Raw genomic sequence first — 24,427 nt, forward strand, 5'->3', positions numbered from 1 at the left:
TCTTTATCGGATCGGTACGACCCCTTGATCGTGCAGACCCGAACCGCATTGCCACAATGGGAACTTCAGCATCCAATCATTGCCCGAAACGGAATGATGCCGGTGAGCAGCCCAGCCCCGAACCTCGACGCCAACCTCGCCGTCGCCCTCGACGCCCTGCTGACCGAGCAGAGCGTCACCCGTGCCGCCGCGCGGCTGCGCACCTCCCCCGCGGCGATGAGCCGTACCCTGGCCCGGCTGCGCCGGGTGCTCCAGGATCCGCTACTGGTGCGGGCCGGACAGGCGATGGTGCCTACGCCCCGCGCCGAGGCGCTGCGGGACGAGGCCGCCGCGGTGGTGCGCCGGCTGGAGGCATTGCTCACCCCGAGCGGCAGGGTCGACCCCGCCGCGCTGCGGCGCACCTTCACCGTCCAGGCCTCCGACCTGGTCGGCGTGGCGCTGGCGCCGGGTCTGCTCGGGCTGGCCCGGCGCCGGGCGCCGGGCGTCTCGCTGCGGGTGCTGGCCGAGGAGTGGGAGGCGGGCCCCGCGCTGCGCGAGGGCCGGATCGATCTGGAGATCGGGGCCATCGGCCACGTCGACCCGGAGACCCGGGTCGAAGAGCTGGTCACGCTGCGGATGGCGGCCGGCGTCAGGGCCGGGCACCCGCTCGCCGAAGGAACCCTGACGCCCGCCAGGCTGGCCGCGGCCGAGCACGTGGCGGTCAGTCGCCGCGGACGCTTCATCGGCCCGCTGGACGCGGCCTTGGCCGAGCAAGGGCTCAGCCGGCGGGTCAGCGCCGTCCTGCCCGGACATCTGGCGGCGATGGCGCTGGCCGCAGTCGGCGACGTGGTCTGCCTGGTGCCGACCGCGCTGCCTGGCGAGCCCCCTTCACCGCTCAGCGACGCGGCGCACGCGCTGGGACTACGCCTGCTGGAAATCCCGCTGCCGATGCCACCACTGACGATCGGCATGGCCTGGCACCCGCGCCACACCGCCGACGGGGCCCACCAGTGGCTGCGTGGCGCCGTGCGCCGGCTCCTCCGTCCGGCCCGGGAGGAATAGCCCACGGCGCGGGTCCTGGGCGGTGAAGCAGCGGCAGCGGCTTTCCCGCGCCGATCGGGCGGCGGCCGGCCCCGCCCGGGCTCCGAGTTGTACGACGAGGCTGCCCTGGATGCTCGGCGAGTCCGGGTGCCCGCGCAGCCGACGCCGTACGAGGCCGATCTGTTGCGGCAGTGATCGTCTCGGCTGGGAGGGGATGCCGCTGAGAGGTAACAGCGCTCGGGGGGCTTGCGATGGGAGCATTGACGTGCTTCGCGGGATGAGGTGGCGCCGGTGCAGCTCAAATCCAAGGTCGGGGTGGTACGCGGTGCTTCTCGAGCGGGGCTGGCCGTCCAGAGCAACCACCCGCAGATCCGATCAGAGGATGCCCGGGCGCCGACGGAGGTCCTTTCCTCATGGAGAACACGCGCGAGAGCCGCGCCCGGATGGAGAGCCGAGGGCAGCCAGTGGTGACCGACGAACAGCATGGTGAGCTCTTCGCCGACCTCCTGACCCGCGCGCTGGGAGAGGCGGAAGTGCGGGCGAGCCTGGCGGATACCGCCGCGCCTTCGGCCGGAGAGCTGCGTACCGCGGCCATGGCCTACCGCGTCCCCATCATGAGCCAGGCACGCGGCGCCGAGGAGCAGTACCACCGAGCCGCCGCCGCACAACGGGCTCAGAACCGGACGCACCGGCGGTGGACGGTCGCCGCACTGATGTCCGGGTGCCTGATGACGCTGGTCTTCGTGGCCGCGGCCGGAGCGAGCGGCTGGGAGTCGGAGCTGCGAAGCGCGCTCACCGAACGCCGCGCCGTCTCTCTCGGCGGCATCTTGGCCTCCGGCGCGTCCTCAGCCGCGCTCTACCTGGTCACAAGCGCGTTCTGGGGTGGAATGATCTGGTTGTTGTTCTACGTGTTCTCGCCACGCCTTCGGGCGAAGGATCCGCGCGCTCGCGCCGCCCGGCGTGCCGTGAGCATCCTCGGGTCGGCGGCGTTCGCGGTGCTGACATCCTCGATCTTTCTCAGCTTCAACGCCGGGGCCATCACCTGGATCTACGCCCACGAGCGGTTACCCGCACCGGGGGAACGCTCCTACGGGTGGGAGGTGCCGCTCTTCGTCGGGACGAACTTCGTCCTGCTGCTGGCCGGCGTTACCTTCATCGTCTGGTACAACAGCCGCGCCGCCAGAGCCTCGCTCGGCGTCCATGTCGATCAGTTGCGGGGCCAATGGCACGACTCTCTGCACGAAAGCCTGCTGGGGTTCCTGCGCGCCAGGATCAGCGACGAGCTGAGCGAGCAATCGGCCCGCAGATACGCCACCACGCTCCAACTCGGCCCGGCCCCCGGCTTGCGCCGCGTCCGCGGCCTCGACTGGCACGTCGCCACACCTGCTGAAGAGCAGCTGGAGATGATCAGCGGCGGGATGGACGGCGGCAGCATCGCGCTGGCCGGACCCCGCGGAGTGGGCAAGACGGAGCTGCTCAGATCCTTCTGCGCCGGCGGCGAGGGCACCAGATTGGCCGTCGAGGTGAGCGCGCCCGTCAGCTACGACCGCCGCGAGTTCATGCTGCACCTGTTCGCCATGCTCTGCGAGCGGGTGATGGTCGCCGACCTCAAGGCCGCTCCCGAGGGCAGGGCCCATCTGGAGCACCTCCGCTACCTGCGTACCACCTCCAGAGAGGTGAACGCGGGCGGAGATTGGGGCGGATGGGGTTTGTCGGTCACCCGCGGCACCAGCCGGACCCGCCAGCCTCTCTCCTATCCGGAGATCGTGCGCACGCTCAGCGACTTCCTGGCCGTGGTGGCGAAAGAACTCGATGCCGCCGAACCCCGCCGGCGCCTGGTGATCGCCATCGACGAACTCGATCGGATCATCCCCGCCACCAGCGCCCGTGACTTCCTCAACGAACTGAAGGTCGTCTTCGACGTACCCCATTGCCTGTTCGTGCTGTCGGTCTCCGACGAGGCCCTGAAGGAGGCCGACCTGGCCGCCACGGGACGCCGCGACGCCTTCGACAGCGCCATCGACGAGGTCATCAGAGTCGAGCCACTCGACTACCGGACCGCGGTGAGACTCCTGAACACCAGGGTAATCGGGCTCCCGGAGCCGTTCGCGGCACTGTTCTACTGCCTGTCCGGCGGCATGCCACGCGAACTGCTCCGCACCGCCAGGGCGGCGGTCGCGCTGATCCCCCCGAACGGATCGCGCGAACTGGCCGAGATCACTGCGGCACTCGTGAAACGCGAACTCGCGCGCATCGCCAACAGCGCGGGCAACGGCACAGCGGCACCCGAGGAACTCCTGCAGTTCTTCCGCGTGGAGCAGGTCACGGAGCAGGGAGGGCTGCGCGCGCTGGGCGATCGGATCACCGAGCACGCCGTCTCGGTTCCGGACGGCGAACGGCTGGGCGCCACGCTCGCGAACCGCGCCTACTACCTCGACACCGTGCTGGCGATCTTCTCGGCGGCGCTGTCCGAGGAGCTCACCAAGAGGGCCTCGCGCCCCGGCCACCCTGGCTCCTTTCCCGCGTTGGCGCGCGCACAGCACGAGATCGGTACGGCCGACGGGCTGAGCCGGTCCACCCTTTCGGAGGTCAGGTCGGCTTGGAAGCTCGATCCTCTGCCACCGCTCACCCCACCCCACCCCACTGAAGCAAGCGTCCAACAACGGGATCGCTGGGTGGCTGGTCATCAGTCCGCTCAAGCAACCTGATCCGGCCCGGCGGGTAGGCGTCGGGACCGAAGCCGGCCGCCACCGCCGAAGGGATCGTGATTCGATCGCCGATCGGGGGCCCTGGTAGCGTGCCGCCGTGACGCCTGGCAACATCAGCGCCTCTGTTCCCCAGTACGTGGCCGAGGCGGTGCTGCGCGAACACGGCGTGGATCTCGCCGACGCCGAACGCGGGCGGGGCTGGACCAATGCCACGTGGCTGACCGATGAGTTCGTCGTGCGGGTGGCGAAGAGGCCGGGAGCCGCCGACTTGCTCCGCGAGGAGCGGCTGTTGAAGCTGCTTCCCGCGGAAGTCGGTTGTCCTCCTGTCGTCGCCGCGGGCGTCCGGCAAGGTCACGAGTGGGTGCTGTCGCGGCGGGTGGCCGGAGATAACCTGGAAGAGGTCTGGCCGTCGCTTGACGACGCGGCCCGGTCCCGCGCGATTGAGCAAATGTGGGAACGAGCCCGTCATGTCCATGGCGTCGACGTGGCCGCCGCCGTGGAGCACGCCCGGCCGCGATCGCCGTTCTTCCCGCCGGGTCGTGAGGAGGCGACGGCCGCTCTCGACCGGCTGGTGTCGTCCGGTGGGCTGTCCGACTCCCAGGCCAAGGGGCTCAGCCGGGGGCTCGACCGGTTCTGGGCCGTGCTGCCCGAGGCGCCCAGGGCGCTGAACCACGGCGACTTCTGCACGCCGAACACTCTCTGGCACGACGGCGGTGTCATCGCGCTGCTCGACTTCGAATTCGCCGTCGTCGCCCCCATCGCGATCGACCTGAACGAAGTCGTCAAGATGGCCTACGGACCGGGAGATCCCCGCGAACGCGCGCCGCTGCAGCCCACGGTCCGCCGCATTGCCGCATCGGCGCTGGAGGCGGCGGGCGGCGCCGATGTGCTTGTCGGCTACTCCATCATGCTCGAGATGTGGGTGCTGGAGCACGAGCTGGCGGCAGACGACCCCGACGAAAGCGACCGGGCCAACGCCACTGCGATGCTCGCCGCCTTCGCCGAGGGAGACGGCGGCTACTTCGCCCCACTTCTCACCGGCAGCTGACAGGTGGGGTGTCGAAGTCGCACCGACTCCGCAGGGATGTCCCGGGCCAAGATCGTCGTCCTCGGCGCTGCCGCGCGCGCTGGCTGTCCGCCGCAACAGCACCCCGAACACGCCTGCGTGCAGCGCCTCAGCCGGCGGTGAGCCAGGCGCGGATCTCGTCCATGAGCGGGACGGGGGCGTCGAGGTGGACCAGGTGACCGGCGGCGTCGATCAGCGAGAGCTCCGCGGCGGGGATCAGGCTCTGCAGCCGCCGGGCGATATCGGTGGGGATCCACGCGTCGCTGGAGCCCCACAGGATCCGAACCGGGATGCTGATGCGGCCTAGCGCTTCCTCGTTCTCTTCCAGGAAACGTTCGTCGTAGTGAGCGATCTGGCGGTAGAAGGCGGGCTGGCCGTCCTCCCCCGTCCACGGCTGCACCAGGGTGTCAAGATCGTCGTCGCGCAGGCCGCGATGGCTCGCGCCCTGGATGTAGGCCCGCACGATGGCGGTGTGGATGTAGGCCGGTAGCTGTGCCAGGACGTCAGGATGGTCCTGAACGAACGTGAAGAAGGGCGAGCCGCTGGGCGGGATGGCCACGACGTCGACGAGCATGAGCGAGGCGTAGTCGACGCCCAGGATCAGGTGCGTACGCAGGGACACCGCACCGCCGAAGTCGTGCGCGATCACGTGCGGCCGTTCCAACCCCCAGTGCGTGAGCAACGCCGCGAACGCATCGGCCTGCGCCCCGAAATCCACGGGATGCTCGGCCTGCTTGGACGAACGGCCATATCCGGGCATGTCCCACAGGTAGACGGTGAAGTCGCGGCTCAACGCCTCCGCGAACGGCTGCCACAACACCGACGAGAACGGCGTGCCATGACAGAACACCACCGCCGGACCGGCACCCGCGCGCCCCCAGGCGATCTGCCTCCCACGCCACTCGAATCGCTCCGTCAACTTCATGCCTACCCATGGTAGTAAGTCGCGCTCGGCTTCCCGGGGGACCTTACGACCGGCGCCCTCGACGACATGCCGATCATGGGCGGCGAACAAGGCCTGCGGCACCAGGTTGCCCCTCAACGGGGGGCAGGTCCTTCAGGCCGTTGGCGAACGCCAATCGGATGCGCCCCGGCCGTCATCGTCGCGGCTGACGGTGATGACAGGCGTCGAGGCAGGAAGTGGCGAAAAGCTCACCTACTCCCAGCCCTTGAGATGAGCAGTGGTGGTACGGCTGTGTCGGACCGCTGCCTGCGCTGCGGGCAGACAATTCAGGGCGGCCCGAGCACCTCGGGGGTGACCAAGGCCCGAGCGGCGGCGGCGAAATAATCCGCGGGGGCGGTGTCGGCGAGGCCGAGGATGACACCCTGGCTCAGGCCGACCAGGAGCGCGCGCAGCGCCGTGGCCAGGCGTTGTGCCTGGCCAGGTGTGAGTGCGTTCCCGTGGTGGGGTCTGCCGGACAGCAGCGTGGTCAGGCGTTGTTCGTGTGCCCGGACGGAGGCGGCGAGTTTGGGTGCCAGTTCGGGGTCGCGCAGGGCCAGGTCCTGCAGGCTGATCTCGAACGACAGGTGGCGCAGCGCGTCGGGGTCGTCGCACAGGCGGCGGTAGTGGCGGGCGAAGACCTCCACCGCCTCGATGAGGTCCATCCCGGCGGGGACGGCCTCCTCGATGCCGTCGTAGTGCGGGGCGAGGTAGTCGGTGACCAGGGAGACGAGCAGCCCGTTCTTGCTGCCGAACAACGAGTGGTTCAGATCGAGGGGCACGCAGAAGTCCTTTCACCAGACGTCGGGCTTGATGCCGAGGCCCTCAAGAACCTGCACGGTGCGCTCAGCGACGAATATCCCGACTGGGAGGTGTTCCTATCAAACATCCACGCTGAAGGACGCGTCGTCATCCGCTTCGTCATCGAGCACGCCGGCGGCGTCACGCACCTATAAGGCATCTCCACGGCCCGGTCGCCGCACGCGAGGCCCAGGCTCATGGACGGGGGCTGGCCCTCTTCATCGACGTCAACCACCTGAATCAGGAGTCTTGGTGCAAGACGCTGCCGGACGGCGAGACCGTAGCGCCCAGGGGTCACCTGTCATGCCATGGTGCCGGACCCTAGGATCCGAGGGTGGCCAGATACTTCGATCTTCATCCGGACAATCCCCAGCCTCGCCTGATCAGCCAGATCGCCGAGATCCTGCGGGCGGACGGACTCATCGCCTACCCCACCGACTCCTGCTACGCCCTCGGATGCCGACCGGGCAACAAGGAGGGCCTCGACCGGATCAGGGAGATCCGCGGCCTTGGCAGTGATCACCACTTCACCCTGGTATGCCGTGACTTCGCCCAGTTCGGTCAGTTCGTTCACCTGAGCAATGCGCTGTTCCGCCAGGTCAAGGCGGCGACTCCGGGCGGTTACACGTTCATTCTGCCCGCGACCAAGGAGGTGCCCAGGCGGCTGCTGCATCCCCGGAAGAAGACGGTCGGCGTCCGCATTCCTGATCACGTCGTCACCCAGGCGCTGCTGGCCGAGCTCGGCGAGCCGCTGGTGTCCAGCACCCTCCTGCTGCCTGACGAGACCGAACCTTCGACGCAGGGCTGGGAGATCAAGGAGCGGCTCGACCACGTGGTGGACGCGGTCATCGACTCCGGCGAATGCGGCGCCACTCCGACGACCGTCGTCGACTTCTCGCAGGAGGAACCCGAGATTCTCCGCCGGGGCACGGGAGACACGTCCCTGTTCGAATAGGCGGCGGCAGTGGTCTCGCCGACCGCATCTCGAGGCCGGAGTTCGATGCCTGAGGGGCCGGCTCCCAGGGCGCCCTGGGAGTGTCGCCTCGACAGTCGATTCGACGTTCACTAGAAAAGGACCAGGTCCGGCACCTGGGGGAATGGCGTGCAACGACCACCAGAAGACGTCACGCGGCCTTCCCCATGCTCGTCGAGCAGAGGTCGATCGGCTGCGGGATCGGGGGGCTGATGAACCCACTCTCCACGAGGTGGCCCCGGTACGTCTCCTTCATGCCGGCCGCCATGATCGCCATCGGCGCCGTCTTCAACCTGCTGTCCCCGCGCTACTACTGGGGCGACTACCTGCTGGGCGCCGCGGTCGTGGTGGCAGGGGCGCTGCTGTCGGGACGGCACACGATCGCGGCAGCCGCGGCCATTGTTCTGGTCCAGCTGGGATTGTTGATCAAGGATGGTTACTTCGGTCATGCCGTCGGCACCCTCTCGTTGATCAGCGCGGTGTTCACCGCGCTCGTGGGCCTCGGGGTGAACCGCGTGGTCGCCGGCCACAGCCACCGGCTGCAAGTGGTGCGTTCCGTCGCCGAGGCCGTCCAGCGCGCCGTGCTGCCCGCACCACCGGCACAGGTTGGTCGGCTGGCCATCGCCGCGGTCTACAAGGCTGCGCAGATCGAGGCCTTGATCGGCGGAGACGCCTACGCCGTCCAGGACACGCCGTACGGCACGAGATTGCTGATCGCGGACGTGCGGGGCAAGGGCCTGGACGCGGTCGGTACGGTGGCCGTCCTGCTCGGCACGTTCCGAGAGGCGGCAGACCAGGCAGCCGACCTCGTGGTGCTGGCCGAGCGTATGGAGCGCGCACTGATCAGAGAAGCCTCCTCGCGGGAGGAAAGCGTCCGGATGGAGGGGTTCGTCACCGCGGTGCTCGGCGAGATCACCTCGGACGCCGACCGGGTGCGCCTGCTGAACTGCGGCCACCCCTCGCCGTTCCTCCTTCAGGGTGACACGGTGACCTGTCTGGATCCCGGGGAGCCGAGCCTTCCCCTGGGCATGAACCTCCTGGGCCTACCGCGGGCACGACCCGACCACTGGCCCTTCCCAACCGGGAGCACGCTCCTGCTCGTCACCGACGGGGTGACGGAGGCCAGAGGGCGTTGCGGAACGTTCTACGACCCGGTAAGCGGGCTCGGCGGCCGAGGACCGTTCCGGCAGCCGGAGGAGGTGATCGAGGTGCTGGTGCGAGATGTCGAACGCTGGGCCGGCGGTCCGCGCGATGACGACATGGCGATTCTGGCGATCACCCGGCGCGCTGACGAACCGGCCCCCTGAAGGCTGGGTGAACAATCCCGGCTCGGTCTCGGCGAGACCGCACTCTGAGACGGCCCGTCCGAACGCGCCATCGGTGAGGCGTCGGAGCGTGCGTTGTTCCGTCGCTCCGATGCTCGGTGGCGCGCTGGTGAGCGTCACTCAGGGCGGTGCGGTTTGTCCGGTCAGGCAGTGCTGCACGAGCGGTCCGAACCGGCTGACCAGTTCGTCGACGGACGATGACGCGATCGGTTCGATCCGTACGATGTAGCGCGCCACGGTGAGGCCCAAGAGCTGGACGTTGACCATGCCGGCCCGGAATGCGGCGTCCGGTGTGCCGAGCAGTGTCGCCACTCGGCTGGTGATTTCCCGGTCGATGTATTCGCGAATCAGCGTTTCGGACTGGTCGTCGGTTCGGGCCGACCGGGTGAGCATCGCGAGCGGGGTGCGGCCTGATGCGTCGATGGTCTCCACGAGCGTCCGGATGATGCGCTCACCGATGCCGTCGAGGCCGTCGGCGAAGATCGATTCGATGGCCGGCGGGAGCTGGGCGGACATCTCGACAGCGGCGGCGAACAGGCCCTGCTTGCTGCCGAAGAAGTAGAACACCATCGCTGAATCGACGCCCGCGTCGGCGGCGACTGCGCGCACCGTGGTGCCGCCGTAGCCGTGCTCGCGGAACAGCGCACGTGCCGCGTCCAAGATCCGCTGCTTGCTCTCCGCGCCCGTTCGCCAGCGCCCGGGGCGAGCGGGGGAACTGTGTTCTGTCATGACCGGACGAGTCTATCGGGAGTTTCTTCATCCCCGATGGACTTTCGTGTCACACCCCGCTAGCTTGAACTTCATCAGCGATGAAGAAAGCGGGGCGCGATGAAGGTGATCGTGGTTGGCGCCGGTCTGGGCGGGTTGACGCTGGCACAGGGCTTACGTCGGGCGGGGATCGATGTCGTCGTGTACGAGCGAGACGGCGCGGGGGGACGTGCGCAGGGCGTCAGCCTGCATGTCGACGACCGAGGCGCCAAGGCGCTGCGAGCGTGCCTGCCTTCGGCGCACGCCGCGATGGCCGAGGCCACGATGGGCGGGCCGCGCGAGCGGACGCTGACGTTGTCCGAAGTGGATGGAGCGCTCACCATCGTGGGCGCCCAGCCGTCCGACGGCGCGGCGGGCCGGCCGCGGCCTGGGCGACAGGTTCATCGTCCGTTGCTGCGTGCGGTGTTGCTGACGGGGCTGGAGGACGTGGTTCGGTTCGGGGCGGAGTTCACGCGGTTCGAGCAGCGAGCCGACGGCACGGTCCAGGCGTGGTTTGCCGATGGCGGCACGGACACGGCGGACGTACTGGTCGGCGCGGACGGGATCGGTTCGGCGGTCCGCCGTCAGTACCTGCCGCACGCGCGGGTGGTCGATTCGGGACGGCGCATGCTCATGGGCGCGACCGCGCTGCGGGCGATTGCCGACACCGGGCTGCCCGGGCTGATCGGCGACAGCCCCGCCGGCGTGCGGGTGCACGGCACGATGATGGTGCTGGGCGTGCTGCGTTTCACCGAGTCGCCGGTGGCCGCGCGGCAGCGGTGGCTGCCTGCCTTGCCCCTCAGTGCGGTCGCCACGGTCGAGGACTATGCGATGTGGGCTTTGCCGATCACGCGGGAGCAGCTCGGCTCGGCCGGATCACCGGCTGCGATGTGGCGCCAGGCCAAGGAGCTGATCGTGAACCTGCCCTCGGCCCTGCGGTTGGTCGTCGCCGAGGCGTGGCCGGACATCACGGTCGCACTGCGCATCGGGACGATCCCGCCGATACCCGCCTGGCCCGCCGGCCCGGTGACGGTCATCGGTGACGCCATCCACCTGGCCCCGGGTTTCGGCGGCAACCTGGCGATGCAGGATGCGCACCGCCTCTGCGAGGCCCTGGTCGAGACGTACCGCGGCCGGCTTGACCTGATCGACGCGATCGACGCCTACGAAGACACGATGCGCCGGAACAGCTTCTCCGCGCCTGCCGCGGCGAAGGCGGGCACATGAGTCTCAACGTACTGACCCAGAAGTCGCTGTCCTTGTTCGCCGCGGTGGGCGGTTGGCGCACGGTCGCCGAAGGAGCCGCGTCCCGGGTGCTGTTCCTGGTCGCCTATCTGGTGACCGATCAGGTATTGACCTCCGCTCTGGTGGCGGTCGGTGGCGTGGTGGTGTTCGCCGTGGCTCGGGTGTTCACCGACCGAAAGTACTGGCAGGCAGCGGTCGGGCTGATCGTCGTGGGGGTCTCTGCGTTGCTGGCCGGGAGTACCGGGCACGCGGTCGACTTCTACCTTCCGACCGTGCTCATGCAGGCGGCTGGGGGTGCGGTGTTCCTGGTATCCATTCTGGTGCGGTGGCCCGTGATCGGATTGGCGGTGGGGGCGGCACGCGGTGAACGGTTCGGCTGGCGGCGAGACCCTGCACGGCGACGGCGTTATCAGGTGTGCACGGCGGTCTTCCTGGCGAAGTACGGCATTGCCACAATGGTGCTGGTACCTCTGTACCTGGCCGGGAAGGTGACTCCGCTCGGCATCGCCGCCACACTGCTGGGCGGTGCGCCCATGATGGGCGTCTGCATCTATCTGTGCTGGCGGATCCTGCGCCTCCAAGCGGACCCGACAAACCCGGCCCCGGCTCCGGCTGTCATCGGGCCGAACCGTTGAGAGGGCGTTCCGCGAGCTGACCTCCGGGGTCCTCCGGCACGTCGGCACGTGCCGTTGCGGTCCTGCCAGGCGCTGCATCTCCTCGTCGCTCAGGTCCGTCCCGTCCAGAACGACCGCGACCGGATTGCCGGATCAGGAGCTCGTGCGGGCGTGCCGGCTTGCGGAAGATGTGCTCAGGCTGCCGTCCTCGTTCCAGTCCGGCACGCGCCGCCCCTGCACCGGCCGCCCATCATCACCTGATCCAAGGCATCCTTGCCCCGGGACCACGACCCGCCGTCCTGCCCCTCCGGAACCGAGCGTCACGCCGGCGGGCGGTCGAGTTTGGCGGCCACGGCGTCGAGGACCCACTCCAGGCCGGTCGCGAAGGATGCCTCGGCGTCCACGTCGGTGCCGTCGTACACGGCCTTGGCCAGCGCCGGGAAGCGGCCCGTGGCCAACATTCTCGTCACGTGCGGGCCGGAGGCGCGCTGCCAGTCGCGCTTGGACAGGCCCGTGGCGCGCTCGGCCCGCAGGTTCGCTATCTCGCGCCTGATCGCACCAGTGAAGTAGGCGCTGACAGTCTCCACGGCGCGCACGACGGTGTCGATGTCGGCAAGACCGTCGAGGGCGGCCAGCTTGGCATCGGTCACGGCCAGACCGTTCGGACCCAGGGACGGGCGGCCGCCGAGCAGGTCGGCCAGCCATTCGTGACGGAGAGCGGCCTGCCTGGTGCGGTGGGCGAGGACGCGCAGCGCCTCCCGCCAGTCACCGGGCTGCTCCTCGGGGAGAATCTCGGCGTGGACCTCGTCCACCATGAGGTCGAACAGCTCCTCCTTGGTGGAGATGTATCCGTACAGCCGCATCGGGCCGGCGTCCAGCCGGGCGGCGACCTTGCGCAACGACACCGCCTCCAGCCCGCCCTCGTCGGCCAGAGCGATGGCGGCGGTGACGATCCGCTCCCGGTCGAGCGGCACGGGGCGAGTCGGCGGCTCAGGCCGATCCCACACAGTCATGGTCACACTGTACTGTTGCGATACATCGTCATGCGACAATACAGTGTATCGATATGAGACAACGCATCGCAGTGGTCGGAGGCGGCCCCGGCGGCCTTACCTTCGCCCGCGTCCTGCACCGCCATGATCACCCCGTCACCATCCTTGAACGCGATCCGGCCCCCGACGCCCGCCCCCCGGGCGGCACGCTGGACCTGCACAAAGGACTGGGCCAGCTCGCGCTGGACAAAGCGGGGCTGCTGGCGGAGTTCCAGGCGCTGTCTCGCCCCGAGGGGCAGGCCATGCGCATCCTGGACCCGGCCGGGACCGTACTGCGCGACTGGCGGCCCCATCCAGATGATCGGGCCAATCCCGAGATCGACCGCGGTCAACTCCGTGACCTGCTGCTCGGCCCCCTCGACGTCCGTTGGGGGCAGGGCGTGACACGGGTGGTGCCGGGGACCCGCGATGGCGTACTGGTGCATTTCGCCGACGGCCGACAGGAGGCCTTCGACTTCGTCGTCGGCGCCGACGGCGCCTGGTCCCGGACCCGCCCCGCAGTCTCGCCGGTGGCGCCGCACTACACCGGCATCACCGTGGTCGAGACCTGCCTGGACGACGTCGACACCCGCCACCCCGACCTCGCCCGGTTGATCGGCGACGGTTCCGTGGCCGTGTACGGCGTGAACCGAACTCTCGTCGCCCAGCGCAACAGCGGCGGCCACGTCAAGGTGTACGCCCGGTTCCGCGCGCCGCTGGACTGGCACACGAACCTGGACCTGGCCGACGCCGAGGCCGTGCGATCGAGCCTGCTGACTCTGTTCAACGGCTGGGCCGCACCCGTCCTCGACCTCCTCCACCACGGCACCGCTTTCGTCCACCGCCCCCTCTACGTCCTGCCCGTGCCCCACACCTGGCCCCATGTCTCCGGGGTGACGCTCCTGGGCGACGCCGCCCATCTGATGCCCCCGTTGGGGGTGGGCGCGAACCTCGCGATGCTGGAAGGCGCCGAACTCGCCGAGTCCATCGCCACCGGCCCTGCGGACCTCGACGAGGCCGTCCGCGCCTTCGAGGAACAGATGTGGGCACGGGCCGGCAGATGGGCGAAGATCACGATGGCCGGTCTGGAACGCCTCGTCAGCCCGGACCCCGCCCAAGCCCTCGCCCACTTCGAGCAAGTCCAGCCATCCTGACTGTCGAGCGCCGGCACCAGCTGGTCCGCCACGGCTTCACCGAGCATTCGGCACCGTCGCGGCCCCTTCCGGCATCGCTCGCCATACGGCGTTCGCCAGCCAGGGCGGGCGGGGTTACCGCCACCTGGCGGTATCTCTCCCGAAAGCAGCCCGCTGAAATTCCCCCACGGCTGAACGCCGACGCGGTGATGACCGGCCGGGGCCTGAGACCGTAACTGCTTGACCTACGCGTCTTGTGGACGACGCCGACCGAGACTTTGACGCCGGCGGCGATGGTGGGGATTGATTCTCCGCGCTCTCGCCGGGCCAGGATGGCGGCGCGCTTGTCGTCATCGACCGCCAGGCGCCGCCCTTCGACCCGGCCGCGGCGACGGGCTGCCTCCAGACCGTTTCTTGGCCTTGCAGACGATGTCGCGGCGCCGACCCTCCGACAGCAGTTCGGTCGGCCGGGGTATCTACGGTGATGGAGTCCTTGAGCTGGGCTTTGAGCGGTTGGGCGGCCTGGCCGGGACAACCGTAGGGCCGACTGGGGTTCTGCCAGTACCTGGCACACGCGCGTGACCTGCTGTTTCCTCGATATCGGTGGTACGTGGACAGCCACGGTTCGGGAACTGTCCGCGGCCGCGGGACAGGCCCGCCGCACGGGCGGTGCGAGCGCCTCACCCCTCGGCCTTGACCACCTGCTTACGTCACCCCGTGATGATGAAGGAGCACCCAAAAGTGAGTCCCACCTACGACTTCTCCGGGCAGGTGGCCCTGGTCACCGGCGCCGCCTCCGGCATGGGCCTGGCCGCCGCCAGTGCCTTCGCCGACTCCGGCGCCGCCGTGGTTCTGGCCGACCTCGACCACGATGCCGTACACAACGCAGCCGAGGAGATCACCGGCCGCGGGCGACGGGCGATCGGTGTCGTCTGCGACGTCACCGACGAACAGCAAGTGGAAGCGGCAGTGCGGCGCGCGGTGACGGAGTACGGCCGCCTGGACATGGCGTTCAACAACGCCGGCATCCAGGTGCCACCGACCGACGCGGCCGACGAGACGGCCGACTCCTTCGACCGGGTCAACGCCGTCAACCTGCGCGGCGTCTGGGCGGCGATGAAGCACGAACTGCGACAGATGCGAGGGCAGGGCAGCGGCGCCATCGTCAACTGCTCATCCCTGGGCGGGCTCGTCGGGCTGCCCGAGCGTGCGGCCTACCACGCCTCCAAGCACGGTGTCATCGGCCTGACCCGCAGCGCCGCAGTCGAGTACGCGCCCCGGGGCATCCGCATCAACGCCGTGTGCCCCGGCGTCATCGACACCCCGATGGTCGCCGACATGGTCGAGAACCAGGCCGAGGCCATGGCCGGGATCCTCAAGGAACAGCCCATCGGCCGACTGGGGAGAGCGGACGAGGTCGCAGCAGCCGTCCTGTGGCTGTGCAGCCCTGGCGCCAGCTTCGTCACCGGAACAGCTCTCCCCGTCGACGGTGGCTTCACCGCTCACTGATGTGAGTCTTGTTCATAGCCTAGAGGCGTGGCGGCAGGGGAAATCGGGGCTCATGTCGAAGGAGGCAGCAGTACGACCGGGATGTGTGTGAGGGGCTATACGGCGTCGGGCAGGCACTCGTCGTCGACATGCTGTCCCTGGTGGCTGAGGACAACGAGGTGGGTACCGCGCTCAAGCGTGACCCGGGCGCGGTCGGCCTGGACTCCCTGCTGACGCTGCGCCCAACACGGCGAAACCAGATCTGAGCTGCTCTAGCGCAATCGCGTGTACCGAGTGACAGCCACCTCAACTCCGAAAGGCCCTCGGCCCAAGGTGAGAACCTCGCACTACGACGACGCCTCGACCGCTACGAGCCCTCATGACCCCGTCATCAAGTTGGCACTAGGCGGGGGCGTGTGGAGCCTTGTCATCGGTTGAAGTGTCGTCTCCGGCCGTGGAGGCTTCTCCGGTGAAGTGGCGCAACTCTGGGCTGAGCGCGGCTACAGCGGCGGTCAGACCGAGCAGGCCGCCTAGCACGATGAGTGCCGCCGCGCCGCCCAGTGCCGCAGCCACTGCCCCGCCGAGGACTGGCCCGAGGGGCTTGAGCGCCATCCCGCTCATGCTCAGGACCGCGCCCATCCGGCCGAGCATCGCTTCCGGCACCATTCGTGCGATTACTACGTTCATCACCACGTTCAGTGAGGGCGTCGACAAGGTGATGAACACCAACGGGATCATCGGCCACCACGCCCCCCAGGGCAGTGCCGTGGCCGCCAGCGCGGCGCCGAAGACCGTCATGACGGCCAGCAGTAGTCTGCCGGGAGGCAGGAGCCTGCTGATGCGGCCCGACAGCAGCGCACCGATCAGTCCGCCGATACCGAGACCGGCCAGGGCCGTGCCGGTGATGCGCGCACCACCGCCGCGTTCGCCGACGAGCACGATCAGCGGGATCAGGAACGCTCCGCCCAGCAGGTTGAGGACCATCACCGCCGCGGTGACCTCTCGCAGGCCATGCCGGCGCCACAGCCATGCGATGGCCTCAGTCGCTTCCCGGCGCATGCTACGCCGGATTGGCCGCCGCTCCTCGCCATCATCTCGTCCAGAGGTTTGCGGCTCGTCCGCCGGGCGGCGCGGCACTTTCGCAAAAACGTAGAAAAGCGTGGCGGCAAGGAAAGTGATGGTGTCGACGACGAAGGGCACTGCCCGCCCCAGGCCGTACAGCAGGCCACCGAGCGGAGGGCCGATCAGCCCGGCCGCGTGGGTACGGGCCTCCTCCTGCGCATAGGCACTGTGCAGTTGGCCCGAGGGGACGATGCCGCGGATCGCCGTCTCTTGAACGGGACCGATGAACGCGGCGCACAGCCCATCCAGCACTGCCAGCGTGACGAACTGCCAGACCTGTACATGACCGGTGACGATCAGCGCCGTCAGCAGCGCGGAGACAACCGCCTGGAGGCCCTGAGCGGTGATGAGCGTGCGGCGGCGGTCCCACCGGTCCACCCAGACGCCGGCTGGCATCTGGACCGCAAGGAAGGCGACGGTCCGGGCTCCGGCGACGACGCCCGCCAATCCAGGCGAGCCGGTGAGCGCCAGCACCAGCAGCGGCATGGCGAGCCTGGTGAGCTCCGAGCCCAACTGGGAGATCGCGCTGCCGACCCACAGCAGTTGAAAACGCACATTCTTGCGCAGCGGGACGATGTCGGTCACGAAGCGTCTTCCTTTGGCCTGAGGTGCCACTTTCGGAGGCGAAGGCTGCGCCGGTTCCGGCTTCGGACAGGCACGGGCGGGACCCGGAGAAGATACCTACCGGAGATGACGCTGTCTACTGAAATAGAGCGGTCCGCCTACCCCGTGCTCGTCGACCGGTGCGGCTCGACCACCGTTCTCTTCGAGTGGGGTTATCTCGGGGCAAGCCCCGCCGTGCTCCGGCGGCTCAGTGAGGGAGCGCGCGTCTACAGCGCCTGGTGGAACGTCAACGCCAACAATCTGCTGAGCTTCGCGGTCGGAGGCGAACTCATCCTGACGATCGACGCGCTCTTCCCCGGGCGGCAGGAACACCATGCCGGCCTGACTCGATGGCCCGAGCTGCAGGCGATGACGGACTTCTTCGCCGAGCCCGCCTCCGAGGACCTCGACGAGGACGAGGATGAGGACGACCTCGATGACCGCGCCGACTACGACTGGAGAGCCGCCTGCCTCGCAGTCATCGACCACACCACCGGGGCACGGCTGGCCGGCGAGTGGCTGGAGCAGCCGCATCCCTACATGACGGTCCCCATGCCCGACGCGACCCGCTGACCCCTGAACAGTCAGCGCCCGGGCCGCGTACGCGGGAAGCGGTCATTCTCTTCTCGGGAAGCGATCTTCTCAGCCCCTCTTGCGCCCCAGGCCAGCCCTAATCGTGAACACCCCTCAATTGCCTGCCCGGTACGTCCGCGGTCGAGGGCTTCGCCACGCGCCGGCGCAGGCTGTGGCCCACGTACGGCCCCCGCACCTGGAGAGTCCGGGAAGTGCTTTCCCGCCCGACCCTCAACCCTGGAGATCTACATGCAGGACCGAAGCCGTCAGTCGGTGGGTTCGACGCCAGGCCGCGCGTCCTCCTCACCGGCGTCATGGGCCACCTCCCGCTGCTCCTTCTCCACCTTCTGCTCCGGGTCGGGTGGGGGTTCGACCGGTTCTGCCGGGATCGGGCGTGGCGTGTCCCGCACTTCGACGCCGGCGCGCTCGGCCAGCGTGTCGGACTCGCCGTTGACCCGGCCGACCGCGGGCGGCATGTCCTCGGGGCGTTTCTCGGCCTCGTTCATGACCGACAACTGCCCGAACGTTAACCCCCAAACCAGCCCTCAACTCCTGGAAAACCGACTCTCCGCCTCCCGGGAACCAAGCAGGTGCCGAGCACGGCACCCACCATCGGCTGATCCTCGAATACCGCGACTTCGAACTGCACGCCCTGTGGACTCAGAGCGGGGACGCCGCAACCGGCCCGATGTCGCTGGCGAAGACGCGCAAGTGGCTCGTCGAGAACGGCTACTACGACAGCCTGGGAAAGATCGCGGACCGTCTCGGGCTCCCCGCAATAAGGCTGACCCATCGCCATTGTGCGAGCTGCAAGTTGAGGTCCGCCGAGAAGTAGCAGCCCCCGAAGGCTTGCGGTGGCTCCCGGCGTACCCGTCAAGGGTGACGAGCGGGCCGTCCAGATGCAGCAACGCCAGTCAGGCCGCAGGTCCCGCGAGCGTTTTGATCGTGAAGTCGATAGCCGTGGCCAGCCGTTGGGCATCGTGTCCGGCGCGTTCGCGCACGCGGAGCCCGAGCACCGTCGTGAAGAGCGACTCCACTGCAGCGTCGACGTCCAACGTGGTGGGCAGGTCGCCGTCGCGGATGCCGCGGCGCAGGAGCGACGCGAGGGTCTTCCGGGTGCCTTCGAACGCGGCCTCGGTCCTTTGCCGGACCGCGGGGTCGGTGGCACCGAGCTCGGTGGCCGTGTTGACCACGAAGCAGCCACGACCGGCCTCGTGGTCGACCATCCAGATCAGCCAATCCCGCAGGGTCTGGAGGCTGGAGCCGGGGACGCTCAGCTGCTCTTCGGCTTGAGCGGACTCGGTAGCCCGATAGTGGTCCAGTGCCCGCAGGAACAGCGTGCGCTTGTCGGTGAAGGTCCGATACAGGCTGCTCTGCTTGAGGTCGAGCTCGGCGCCCAGGTCGCGGACGGACGTGGCGTTGTAGCCGCGGCACCAGAACAGGTGGGTCGCCTTGGCGACCACGTCCTGCTCATCGAACTCCCTGGGGCGTGCCATGGTCCCACCCTACCAATGTTGTGGAGCGAGCGCTCCCGTATTAGGGTGTGCCGCCATATGGGAGCGATCGCTCCCAAATGAGAGAGAGGATTCAACGTGACGGCAACGGACCCAACCCTGAGCGAGCGAGACACGTCACAGAAAAGTCATTGGATCGCCGTCTCCGCCGTAGCGTTCGGCACATTCCTCCTGGTCACGGCAGAGCAGCTCCCCATCGGACTGCTCACCCCCGTCGGATCGGCGCTGTCGGTGTCGGAGGGCGCGGCGGGGTTGATGGTCACGGTCCCCAGCATCGTCGCTGCCGTCGCGGCGCCGGCGGTCCCGCTGCTCGTCGGCAGGATGGACCGCAGGCTCTTGCTCGTCACCCTGATGGGACTCATGACGCTCGCCAACCTGGCATCCGCCCTGGCCCCTGGCTATCCGCTCCTGATCGCTGCCCGGGTGCTGGTCGGGGTGGCCATCGGCGGGTTCTGGGCCATCGCCGGAGCCTTGGCCGTCCGGCTCGTCCCAGCCTCACACGTGCCGCGGGCCACTGCGATCATCTTCGGCGGCGTCGGGGCCGCGAACGTCTTCGGCGTCCCCATCGGCACGGTGATCGGCGGGCTGGCGAACTGGCGGATCGCGTTCGGCGCGCTGAGCACCCTCGCGCTTGCCGTGCTGGTCGCCTTGCTGGCCGTGCTGCCACCGCTGGCGGCGGCTCAGCCCGTCGGCCTGCGGCGACTGGCCGGCCAGTTCCACAACCAGGGTGTCCGGGTCGGCATCCTGGCGACCTTCCTGATCGTGACCGGCCACTTCTCGGCCTACACGTTCATCAGCCCTGTGCTGCGGGACCTGTCCGCCATCGACGAACGACTTGTCGGGCCGCTGCTGTTCGGATTCGGCGTGGCGGGCATCGTGGGAAACTTCATCGCGGGCGCCGCCGTGGCCAAGAGACTCCATCGCACCGTCCTGTCCATATCCGCCGCCTTGGGCGTGACCGTACTGCTCTACCCCGTGGCAGGACTTACCGGCGCGGGCGGGGTGACGCTGCTCGTGGTCTGGGGCCTGGTGTACGGCGGGGTCTCCACGAGCCTCCAGACATGGATGATCAAGGCCGCGCCACAAGCGATCGAGGAAGCCTCCGCACTGTGGGTGGCGGTGTTCAACCTCTCGATCGGTCTCGGCGCGCTGGCCGGCGGCGCAGTCGTCGACACCCTGCCGCTCCAGGGCATCCTATGGCTCGCCGGGGGTCTCGTCTTGGCCGCTGGGCTGGTCGTGTGGAGTGCACGCCGAAACGAGAGCCTGCGATGACCTCAGGTGATCTCTGATCGCCTGAGTGCTGTTGCTGCTCACCGACGTTGCAGCGCCCGACCGCTGTCCGAACCGACCGGCAGCAAGATCAGACCACACATGGGTGCACTTGCTGAAGGAGCGCGTCCTGCTGCCGGGCATCAGCGTGCTGGTACGGCTGGCCGGCGAGGTACGGCGGGGGGAGAGCGAGCGGCTTCACGCGCTGGCGCCGGGCCGGCTGTCGGACGACATGCACCGGGCACGGGAGGGGCTGCCGGCCGTACCGGAAGGCAAGAGGTGTTCGGAGCTTGACCGGGAGATTGATCTCGGTGTAGCAGCCGTCAACCTTGGTCAGGTCGAAGTCCTCTTCCCTTCCTCCGGCTTGGGCCAGTTGACGGGCGGGTTGACTCGCAAATGGCCGTACTCCCAACCCGGCTACGCCTCGTCAAGGCAAGCGTGACCACATATGCGGACGGCCACCTAGGTCGTGCCGCAGTCGACCGTTTTCGGGACGGGTCCTTCAAGGAGCTCAGCGTCCGACTTCGCCAAAGGGCGGGACGGGCCTCCAGCCAGTCGCGCGGGCTGAACCCGCCCACCTCGCCGTCGCAGCCCAGAGTAATGATCTTGCCTCTCGCGACCCCGAAGCCCCCAGACCAGGACATCGGCGTGCACCGCAACTCGGCCATCGCCGCCTCGATCCAGCTTGTTCGGCGCGTACGGCCGGGCCGCCCTTGTAAAAGATTGTTGACATCATGTCTGCGCTGCTTTACCTTTGGCCATGTCAAACTTTTTATACATGGGAGTAGGGCATGTCCTCCGAAGAGAAACGTTCGTGGATCTACGTCGTGGTCGGCGTCGGCGTCGCCGCGGTCTACTTCATCACCGTCCTGTCGAAGGTGCCGGGCTCGGACGTCGCGCGGATCGCCTATGTGTGGCCGATGCTCATTGCCATCGGCGCCGGGATCGGCCTGAACATCGTCGCCGGCATCGCAGCCGCCATCGCCTCGCCGAGGGAAGCCGGCCGGACCGACGAGCGCGACCGGCAGATCCACCGGCTGGGCGAGTACGTCGGGTTCTACGTCATGAGCATCGCCGCGATCGTCCCGCTCGCCCTGGCCATGGCGGAGGCCGCCCACTTCTGGATCGCCAACACGCTGTACCTGGCGTTCGTCCTGGCCATGCTCGCCTCGTCGATCGTGAAGATCGTCTTGTACCGCCGGGGTTTCTAGCCATGGTCAAGCCCACGAAGGTCACGAACTCGATCCGAGCCCTGCGGTTCGCGCACGGCGAGATGACGCAGGCGCAGCTGGCCGACCGCCTCGGCGTAACCCGGCAGACCGTCATCGCCATCGAGCAGGGCCGCTACTCACCGTCGCTGGAGATGGCCTTCCAGATAGCCCGCGTCTTCAACGTGCCGCTCGACGACGTCTTCAGCTACCCCGACACCGACGCCTGACCCACCCCCAACCCGGCCCGGCGCGCGAGCCACCGCCTCGCGGGCCCGGCAAGCCACACCCTGCAAACCACCCGCCACCCCACGAAACCGGCTCGTGCTCACCGCCGCCCGAGCCGGGCGCGACCCACATCATCCGAGAGGACCACTCCCCATGACCAACCCGAAGATCACCCCCGCCATCGTCCGCCCGAGCACCCCGACCAGGATCGAGACGACCATGACGAAGACGACGATGATCGCGATCGCCCGCGACACCTACTGCGCACCGGCGCAGCTCGAGCTGCGCGACATGGCCGTCCCGACCATCGGCGCCGACGACGTGCTCGTCCGCGTCGAGGCCGCCGGCGTCGACCAGGGGGTGTGGCACGTCATCACCGGCCTGCCCTACGTGGTGCGCGCCGCCGGTTTCGGGCTGCGCCGGCCCAAGAACCCCGTCCCGGGCATGGACGTCGCCGGCCGCGTCGCAGCCGTCGGCGCCAACGTCACTCGGTTCCGTCCCGGCGACGAGGTCTACGGCACCTGCGAAGGTGCATACGCCGAGTACGCCCGCGCCCACCAGGACAAGCTCGCCCCCAAACCGGCCACCCTCACGTTTGCCCAGGCCGCCACCGTGCCCGTCTCCGGCTGCGCCGCCCTCCAGGGACTGCGCGACGCCGGCCGGCTCACCGCCGGGCAGAGGGTCCTCGTCACCGGCGCAGGCGGCGGCGTGGGCAGCTTCGCCGTCCAGCTCGCCAAGGCCTACGACGCCCAAGTCACCGGCGTGTGCCGCACCGCGAAGACCGACCTGGTCCGCTCCCTCGGCGCCGACCACGTCATCGACCACACCCACGAGGACTTCACCACAGGCACCGACCGGTACGACCTCATCCTCGACACGGCCGGCAACCGCTCCCTGACCCAATTACGCCGCGCCCTCTCCCCCCGTGGCACGCTCGTCATCGTCGGCGGCCCCGGAGAGGGACGCGTGCTCCAGGGCGCCGACCGCCAGATCCGGGCGATGCTGCTGTCCCCCTTCGTCGGCCAGCGCCTGACCGGCCTCATGTCCACCGAGCCCGCCGCCGACCTGCATATCCTGACCGACCTGATCGACTCCGGTGCCCTCACCCCGGTCCTCGACCGCACGTACCCCCTCGCCCAAACCCCCGACGCCATCGACTACCTCAAAACCGGCCGGCCCGCCGGCAAAATCGCCATCACCATCTGACCTCGGCCACCCGCCCGGCCCCGCGGCCCACCCACCGCGGGGCCGGCCCATCACAACACCGCAAACAGAGCCGAGCGCGGTACGTCTCCAGCGTCTTCACCCGGATGGCCAGGTCGTCGGCGAACAGCTGCAGCGATTCCAAGACCCCGACCGGCGTCTCGCCCCCAACAAGCAGCATCTCCTTCGCCCGGGCCGAAGGTCTGCGGCAGCTAGGCGAGATCCCCAAACGAGCCGCAGCTCCAATGACGCCCGTGCGGTCGCGGTGATCAGGTGGCCGGGCCGCGGGCGATGTAGAGGTTCATGTCGGTGAAGTCGAGGGTGAGGTTGTTCGGCTTGTGGAAGCTGCGGAAGAAGGCGGCCGGCACGTCGAACCCGTTGGGGGCGAGCACGGACTTCGGGTTCGTGTAGCAGTAGATGTCCTTGCGGACCTGCAACTGCTTGGCCGTTTCCCCTTACGATCCCGGCGACCTGGCTGTCTCCTCCGCAGAGCACGCCCACCACCCCGGTGCCGGAGCCGGCGACGCCGGCGACGCTGCCCCTGCTGTGGCACCCGTGCTCACGGGCCAGCCACAGCGGCAGGGGTGCTACGCCCACCCGTTCGGCGGCGGCGCGTACCTTTCTGGCCGTTTCGGGGGTGCTGCGGCGAAGGATCAGCTGCCGGCCCGCGTAGTCGAAGGTGGTCAGCAAGTGGTAGAAGACCCACGTGCCGAGCATGCCGTCGCTGTCAGTGTCGACATCTCCGCCCGACTCCCACTCCGACCAGCTCACGGGGAGGTTGCGCAGTTCGATGCCGCCCAGCTTGAAGGATTCCAGCACGCCGTAGTACGCCCATACGATGCCGTTCAAGAACTCCATCTTCTGACTGGTGACGGGGCGCAGCCCAGCCTCCTTGGCCACCGTCGCCGACACCGTCAGCGATCCGGTGCCGGTGTAGAACGTGAAGCTCTTCGCCGGTCCGCCGTTGACCGAGACCCCCTCTACCAGCGCCGCCTGACAGCGGCGCCGTCGCGGCCGCACCGGCCGGCACCGCAGCGCCTCGCAGCAGCGAACGCCGGCCCCATTGCCTGTCATCAACCATGTCTCCCCCTTACGCGATCATCTTCGCCGGAAGTTTCGTCCGACGGACGGTCACAGCAACCCCGGCCGGCTCATCTCGCCCTGCTTGCTGAGCGCGACGCCGGAGTCGGCCCGAGGCCACCCGGGCCCGCACAACATCGACCCGATGCGGACGGCCCAGCTCGGTGGTCTCGCGCCGGGCCGGGCCACCTTGACGGCCGGCCCGTCCGGCCTCGACCACTCGACCGGTACGGTCACCTGTGCCGTAATCCAGCTGCGGCTTGCCCGGGACACGGACGGTTCGGTCCGGGTCGGCTCAAAGCCCTCCCGCCCGGCCGGGTCATCCCCGATCGACAACACTCACGACAGGTCGCCGGGTTTCGCCGCACGTTCGGTGACTCACCCGCGGTTCGCCCGCGACCCCATCCACTGTCGGCCGGCCGTGTCCCCGCCTCGTCCGCGGCCTGTCATGGTCGTGTCACGGCCGCCACCGAGGGTGGCAGCCGTCAAGAAACCGCGGCATACGGGATTCCCCGTTATGGGCCCGATGAGTTTCG

At 68.9% G+C, this 24,427-nt stretch carries 27 protein-coding genes and 1 pseudogene; 17 read left to right on the top strand and 11 right to left on the bottom strand.

Annotation, left to right across the window (positions count from 1 at the left end):
- The first annotated feature begins 102 nt into the window (after positions 1–102).
- From ACFKCF_RS47405 to ACFKCF_RS47415, 3 genes are all read left to right on the top strand, one after another.
- Positions 103–1,041 (top strand): LysR family transcriptional regulator, encoded by a 939-nt coding sequence (locus ACFKCF_RS47405; protein WP_394502006.1) that lies wholly within the window; start codon positions 103–105, stop codon positions 1,039–1,041.
- 392 nt (positions 1,042–1,433) lie between these two features.
- Positions 1,434–3,728, top strand: coding sequence for a P-loop NTPase fold protein (locus ACFKCF_RS47410; protein ID WP_394502008.1), 2,295 nt, complete (start codon positions 1,434–1,436; stop codon positions 3,726–3,728).
- Positions 3,729–3,825: 97 nt separating this feature from the next.
- Complete coding sequence (locus ACFKCF_RS47415) at positions 3,826–4,776, top strand: phosphotransferase family protein (protein ID WP_394502010.1); 951 nt, start codon at positions 3,826–3,828, stop codon at positions 4,774–4,776.
- A 127-nt stretch (positions 4,777–4,903) separates the two neighbouring features.
- On the opposite strand, the gene ACFKCF_RS47420 is transcribed toward ACFKCF_RS47415, so the two are convergent.
- Together ACFKCF_RS47420 and ACFKCF_RS47425 are read right to left on the bottom strand one after the other, a co-directional pair.
- Positions 4,904–5,719: an alpha/beta fold hydrolase gene (locus ACFKCF_RS47420; RefSeq protein ID WP_394502012.1), complete on the bottom strand. Its 816-nt coding sequence runs from the start codon at positions 5,717–5,719 to the stop codon at positions 4,904–4,906.
- Between the two features lie 305 nt (positions 5,720–6,024).
- Positions 6,025–6,516: a TetR/AcrR family transcriptional regulator gene (locus tag ACFKCF_RS47425; protein WP_394502014.1), complete on the bottom strand. Its 492-nt coding sequence runs from the start codon at positions 6,514–6,516 to the stop codon at positions 6,025–6,027.
- Between ACFKCF_RS47425 and ACFKCF_RS47430 the strand changes: the two genes are divergently transcribed.
- The 3 genes from ACFKCF_RS47430 (at position 6,496) to ACFKCF_RS47440 (ending at position 8,815) form a co-directional block, all read left to right on the top strand.
- Entirely contained in the window at positions 6,496–6,690 is a 195-nt protein-coding gene (locus tag ACFKCF_RS47430) for a hypothetical protein (RefSeq protein ID WP_394502016.1), read from the top strand. The genes ACFKCF_RS47425 and ACFKCF_RS47430 overlap by 21 nt on opposite strands.
- A gap of 179 nt (positions 6,691–6,869) precedes the next feature.
- Positions 6,870–7,490 carry an L-threonylcarbamoyladenylate synthase gene (locus ACFKCF_RS47435; protein ID WP_138714148.1) on the top strand — a complete coding sequence of 207 codons (621 nt, stop codon included), beginning with the start codon at positions 6,870–6,872 and terminating at the stop codon, positions 7,488–7,490.
- A gap of 230 nt (positions 7,491–7,720) precedes the next feature.
- On the top strand, positions 7,721–8,815 hold the full coding sequence (locus ACFKCF_RS47440) for a PP2C family protein-serine/threonine phosphatase (protein ID WP_394502017.1): 1,095 nt from the start codon (positions 7,721–7,723) through the stop codon (positions 8,813–8,815).
- Between the two features lie 138 nt (positions 8,816–8,953).
- Here the strand turns inward: ACFKCF_RS47440 and ACFKCF_RS47445 are convergent, their stop codons facing one another.
- The gene (locus ACFKCF_RS47445; protein ID WP_394502019.1) at positions 8,954–9,493 is read right to left on the bottom strand and encodes a TetR family transcriptional regulator; all 540 of its coding nucleotides are present in this window, start codon (positions 9,491–9,493) and stop codon (positions 8,954–8,956) included.
- A 168-nt stretch (positions 9,494–9,661) separates the two neighbouring features.
- On the opposite strand from ACFKCF_RS47445, the gene ACFKCF_RS47450 reads away from it, so the two are divergent.
- Together ACFKCF_RS47450 and ACFKCF_RS47455 are read left to right on the top strand one after the other, a co-directional pair.
- Entirely contained in the window at positions 9,662–10,807 is a 1,146-nt protein-coding gene (locus ACFKCF_RS47450; RefSeq protein ID WP_394502021.1) for an FAD-dependent oxidoreductase, read from the top strand.
- Positions 10,804–11,460: a DUF3159 domain-containing protein gene (locus tag ACFKCF_RS47455; protein ID WP_394502022.1), complete on the top strand. Its 657-nt coding sequence runs from the start codon at positions 10,804–10,806 to the stop codon at positions 11,458–11,460. Before ACFKCF_RS47450 ends, ACFKCF_RS47455 begins: the two co-directional genes overlap by 4 nt.
- Positions 11,461–11,759: 299 nt before the next feature.
- Here the strand turns inward: ACFKCF_RS47455 and ACFKCF_RS47460 are convergent, their stop codons facing one another.
- Complete coding sequence (locus tag ACFKCF_RS47460) at positions 11,760–12,452, bottom strand: TetR/AcrR family transcriptional regulator (protein WP_394502024.1); 693 nt, start codon at positions 12,450–12,452, stop codon at positions 11,760–11,762.
- Between the two features lie 53 nt (positions 12,453–12,505).
- Here ACFKCF_RS47460 and ACFKCF_RS47465 point away from each other — a divergent pair, with 53 nt between their 5' ends.
- From ACFKCF_RS47465 to ACFKCF_RS47475, 3 genes are all read left to right on the top strand, one after another.
- On the top strand, positions 12,506–13,624 hold the full coding sequence (locus tag ACFKCF_RS47465) for an FAD-dependent oxidoreductase (RefSeq protein ID WP_394502026.1): 1,119 nt from the start codon (positions 12,506–12,508) through the stop codon (positions 13,622–13,624).
- Positions 13,625–14,344: 720 nt separating this feature from the next.
- Positions 14,345–15,112, top strand: a complete 768-nt coding sequence (locus ACFKCF_RS47470; protein ID WP_394502028.1) for a glucose 1-dehydrogenase — start codon at positions 14,345–14,347, stop codon at positions 15,110–15,112.
- 83 nt (positions 15,113–15,195) lie between these two features.
- Positions 15,196–15,357, top strand: coding sequence for a hypothetical protein (locus tag ACFKCF_RS47475; protein WP_394502029.1), 162 nt, complete (start codon positions 15,196–15,198; stop codon positions 15,355–15,357).
- A gap of 136 nt (positions 15,358–15,493) precedes the next feature.
- Here ACFKCF_RS47475 and ACFKCF_RS47480 read toward each other — a convergent pair whose 3' ends face one another.
- On the bottom strand, positions 15,494–16,798 hold the full coding sequence (locus tag ACFKCF_RS47480; protein ID WP_394502031.1) for an MFS transporter: 1,305 nt from the start codon (positions 16,796–16,798) through the stop codon (positions 15,494–15,496).
- Positions 16,799–16,903: 105 nt separating this feature from the next.
- On the opposite strand from ACFKCF_RS47480, the gene ACFKCF_RS47485 reads away from it, so the two are divergent.
- Positions 16,904–17,389, top strand: a complete 486-nt coding sequence (locus tag ACFKCF_RS47485; RefSeq protein WP_394502033.1) for a DUF6461 domain-containing protein — start codon at positions 16,904–16,906, stop codon at positions 17,387–17,389.
- A gap of 266 nt (positions 17,390–17,655) precedes the next feature.
- Here the strand turns inward: ACFKCF_RS47485 and ACFKCF_RS47490 are convergent, their stop codons facing one another.
- Both ACFKCF_RS47490 and ACFKCF_RS47495 read right to left on the bottom strand, forming a co-directional pair.
- Positions 17,656–17,895 carry a hypothetical protein gene (locus tag ACFKCF_RS47490; protein WP_394502035.1) on the bottom strand — a complete coding sequence of 80 codons (240 nt, stop codon included), beginning with the start codon at positions 17,893–17,895 and terminating at the stop codon, positions 17,656–17,658.
- A 408-nt stretch (positions 17,896–18,303) separates the two neighbouring features.
- Entirely contained in the window at positions 18,304–18,885 is a 582-nt protein-coding gene (locus ACFKCF_RS47495) for a TetR/AcrR family transcriptional regulator (protein WP_394502036.1), read from the bottom strand.
- A gap of 96 nt (positions 18,886–18,981) precedes the next feature.
- On the opposite strand from ACFKCF_RS47495, the gene ACFKCF_RS47500 reads away from it, so the two are divergent.
- The 5 genes from ACFKCF_RS47500 to ACFKCF_RS47520 all read left to right on the top strand — a co-directional run bounded on the left by ACFKCF_RS47500 (position 18,982) and on the right by ACFKCF_RS47520 (position 22,814).
- Positions 18,982–20,175, top strand: a complete 1,194-nt coding sequence (locus ACFKCF_RS47500; protein WP_394502038.1) for an MFS transporter — start codon at positions 18,982–18,984, stop codon at positions 20,173–20,175.
- 25 nt (positions 20,176–20,200) lie between these two features.
- On the top strand, positions 20,201–20,614 hold the full coding sequence (locus ACFKCF_RS47505; RefSeq protein WP_394502040.1) for a hypothetical protein: 414 nt from the start codon (positions 20,201–20,203) through the stop codon (positions 20,612–20,614).
- A 349-nt stretch (positions 20,615–20,963) separates the two neighbouring features.
- Complete coding sequence (locus tag ACFKCF_RS47510; RefSeq protein ID WP_394502042.1) at positions 20,964–21,383, top strand: hypothetical protein; 420 nt, start codon at positions 20,964–20,966, stop codon at positions 21,381–21,383.
- A gap of 2 nt (positions 21,384–21,385) precedes the next feature.
- Positions 21,386–21,610 (top strand): helix-turn-helix transcriptional regulator, encoded by a 225-nt coding sequence (locus ACFKCF_RS47515; protein ID WP_394502044.1) that lies wholly within the window; start codon positions 21,386–21,388, stop codon positions 21,608–21,610.
- Positions 21,611–21,761: 151 nt separating this feature from the next.
- Positions 21,762–22,814 (top strand): NAD(P)-dependent alcohol dehydrogenase, encoded by a 1,053-nt coding sequence (locus ACFKCF_RS47520; protein ID WP_394502045.1) that lies wholly within the window; start codon positions 21,762–21,764, stop codon positions 22,812–22,814.
- Here ACFKCF_RS47520 and ACFKCF_RS47525 read toward each other — a convergent pair.
- The 4 genes and pseudogenes from ACFKCF_RS47525 to ACFKCF_RS47540 form a co-directional block, all read right to left on the bottom strand.
- Positions 22,804–22,992: a hypothetical protein gene (locus tag ACFKCF_RS47525; protein WP_394502152.1), complete on the bottom strand. Its 189-nt coding sequence runs from the start codon at positions 22,990–22,992 to the stop codon at positions 22,804–22,806. The two genes, ACFKCF_RS47520 and ACFKCF_RS47525, sit on opposite strands and share 11 nt — an antisense overlap.
- Positions 22,993–23,080: 88 nt before the next feature.
- Entirely contained in the window at positions 23,081–23,248 is a 168-nt protein-coding gene (locus tag ACFKCF_RS47530) for a hypothetical protein (protein WP_394502154.1), read from the bottom strand.
- Positions 23,249–23,528: 280 nt separating this feature from the next.
- Positions 23,529–23,885 (bottom strand): annotated as a pseudogene (locus ACFKCF_RS47535) (aspartyl protease family protein); the annotation flags it as partial.
- 57 nt (positions 23,886–23,942) lie between these two features.
- Positions 23,943–24,128, bottom strand: coding sequence for a hypothetical protein (locus tag ACFKCF_RS47540; RefSeq protein WP_394502047.1), 186 nt, complete (start codon positions 24,126–24,128; stop codon positions 23,943–23,945).
- Positions 24,129–24,427 lie beyond the last annotated feature (299 nt).

Source organism: Nonomuraea sp. JJY05 (assembly GCF_043496855.1).
In the GTDB taxonomy this organism is placed as follows: domain Bacteria; phylum Actinomycetota; class Actinomycetes; order Streptosporangiales; family Streptosporangiaceae; genus Nonomuraea.

What these genes read in the sequence shown, in the direction of transcription:
- ACFKCF_RS47410 (WP_394502008.1), top strand. Translation starts at nt 1,434, where the DNA reads ATGGAGAACACGCGCGAGAGCCGCGCCCGGATGGAGAGCCGAGGGCAG.
- ACFKCF_RS47420 (WP_394502012.1), bottom strand. Translation starts at nt 5,719, where the DNA reads ATGAAGTTGACGGAGCGATTCGAGTGGCGTGGGAGGCAGATCGCCTGG.
- ACFKCF_RS47440 (WP_394502017.1), top strand. Translation starts at nt 7,721, where the DNA reads ATGAACCCACTCTCCACGAGGTGGCCCCGGTACGTCTCCTTCATGCCG.
- ACFKCF_RS47450 (WP_394502021.1), top strand. Translation starts at nt 9,662, where the DNA reads ATGAAGGTGATCGTGGTTGGCGCCGGTCTGGGCGGGTTGACGCTGGCA.
- ACFKCF_RS47455 (WP_394502022.1), top strand. Translation starts at nt 10,804, where the DNA reads ATGAGTCTCAACGTACTGACCCAGAAGTCGCTGTCCTTGTTCGCCGCG.
- ACFKCF_RS47460 (WP_394502024.1), bottom strand. Translation starts at nt 12,452, where the DNA reads ATGACTGTGTGGGATCGGCCTGAGCCGCCGACTCGCCCCGTGCCGCTC.
- ACFKCF_RS47465 (WP_394502026.1), top strand. Translation starts at nt 12,506, where the DNA reads ATGAGACAACGCATCGCAGTGGTCGGAGGCGGCCCCGGCGGCCTTACC.
- ACFKCF_RS47485 (WP_394502033.1), top strand. Translation starts at nt 16,904, where the DNA reads ATGACGCTGTCTACTGAAATAGAGCGGTCCGCCTACCCCGTGCTCGTC.
- ACFKCF_RS47490 (WP_394502035.1), bottom strand. Translation starts at nt 17,895, where the DNA reads ATGAACGAGGCCGAGAAACGCCCCGAGGACATGCCGCCCGCGGTCGGC.
- ACFKCF_RS47495 (WP_394502036.1), bottom strand. Translation starts at nt 18,885, where the DNA reads ATGGCACGCCCCAGGGAGTTCGATGAGCAGGACGTGGTCGCCAAGGCG.
- ACFKCF_RS47510 (WP_394502042.1), top strand. Translation starts at nt 20,964, where the DNA reads ATGTCCTCCGAAGAGAAACGTTCGTGGATCTACGTCGTGGTCGGCGTC.
- ACFKCF_RS47515 (WP_394502044.1), top strand. Translation starts at nt 21,386, where the DNA reads ATGGTCAAGCCCACGAAGGTCACGAACTCGATCCGAGCCCTGCGGTTC.
- ACFKCF_RS47520 (WP_394502045.1), top strand. Translation starts at nt 21,762, where the DNA reads ATGACCAACCCGAAGATCACCCCCGCCATCGTCCGCCCGAGCACCCCG.
- ACFKCF_RS47525 (WP_394502152.1), bottom strand. Translation starts at nt 22,992, where the DNA reads ATGCTGCTTGTTGGGGGCGAGACGCCGGTCGGGGTCTTGGAATCGCTG.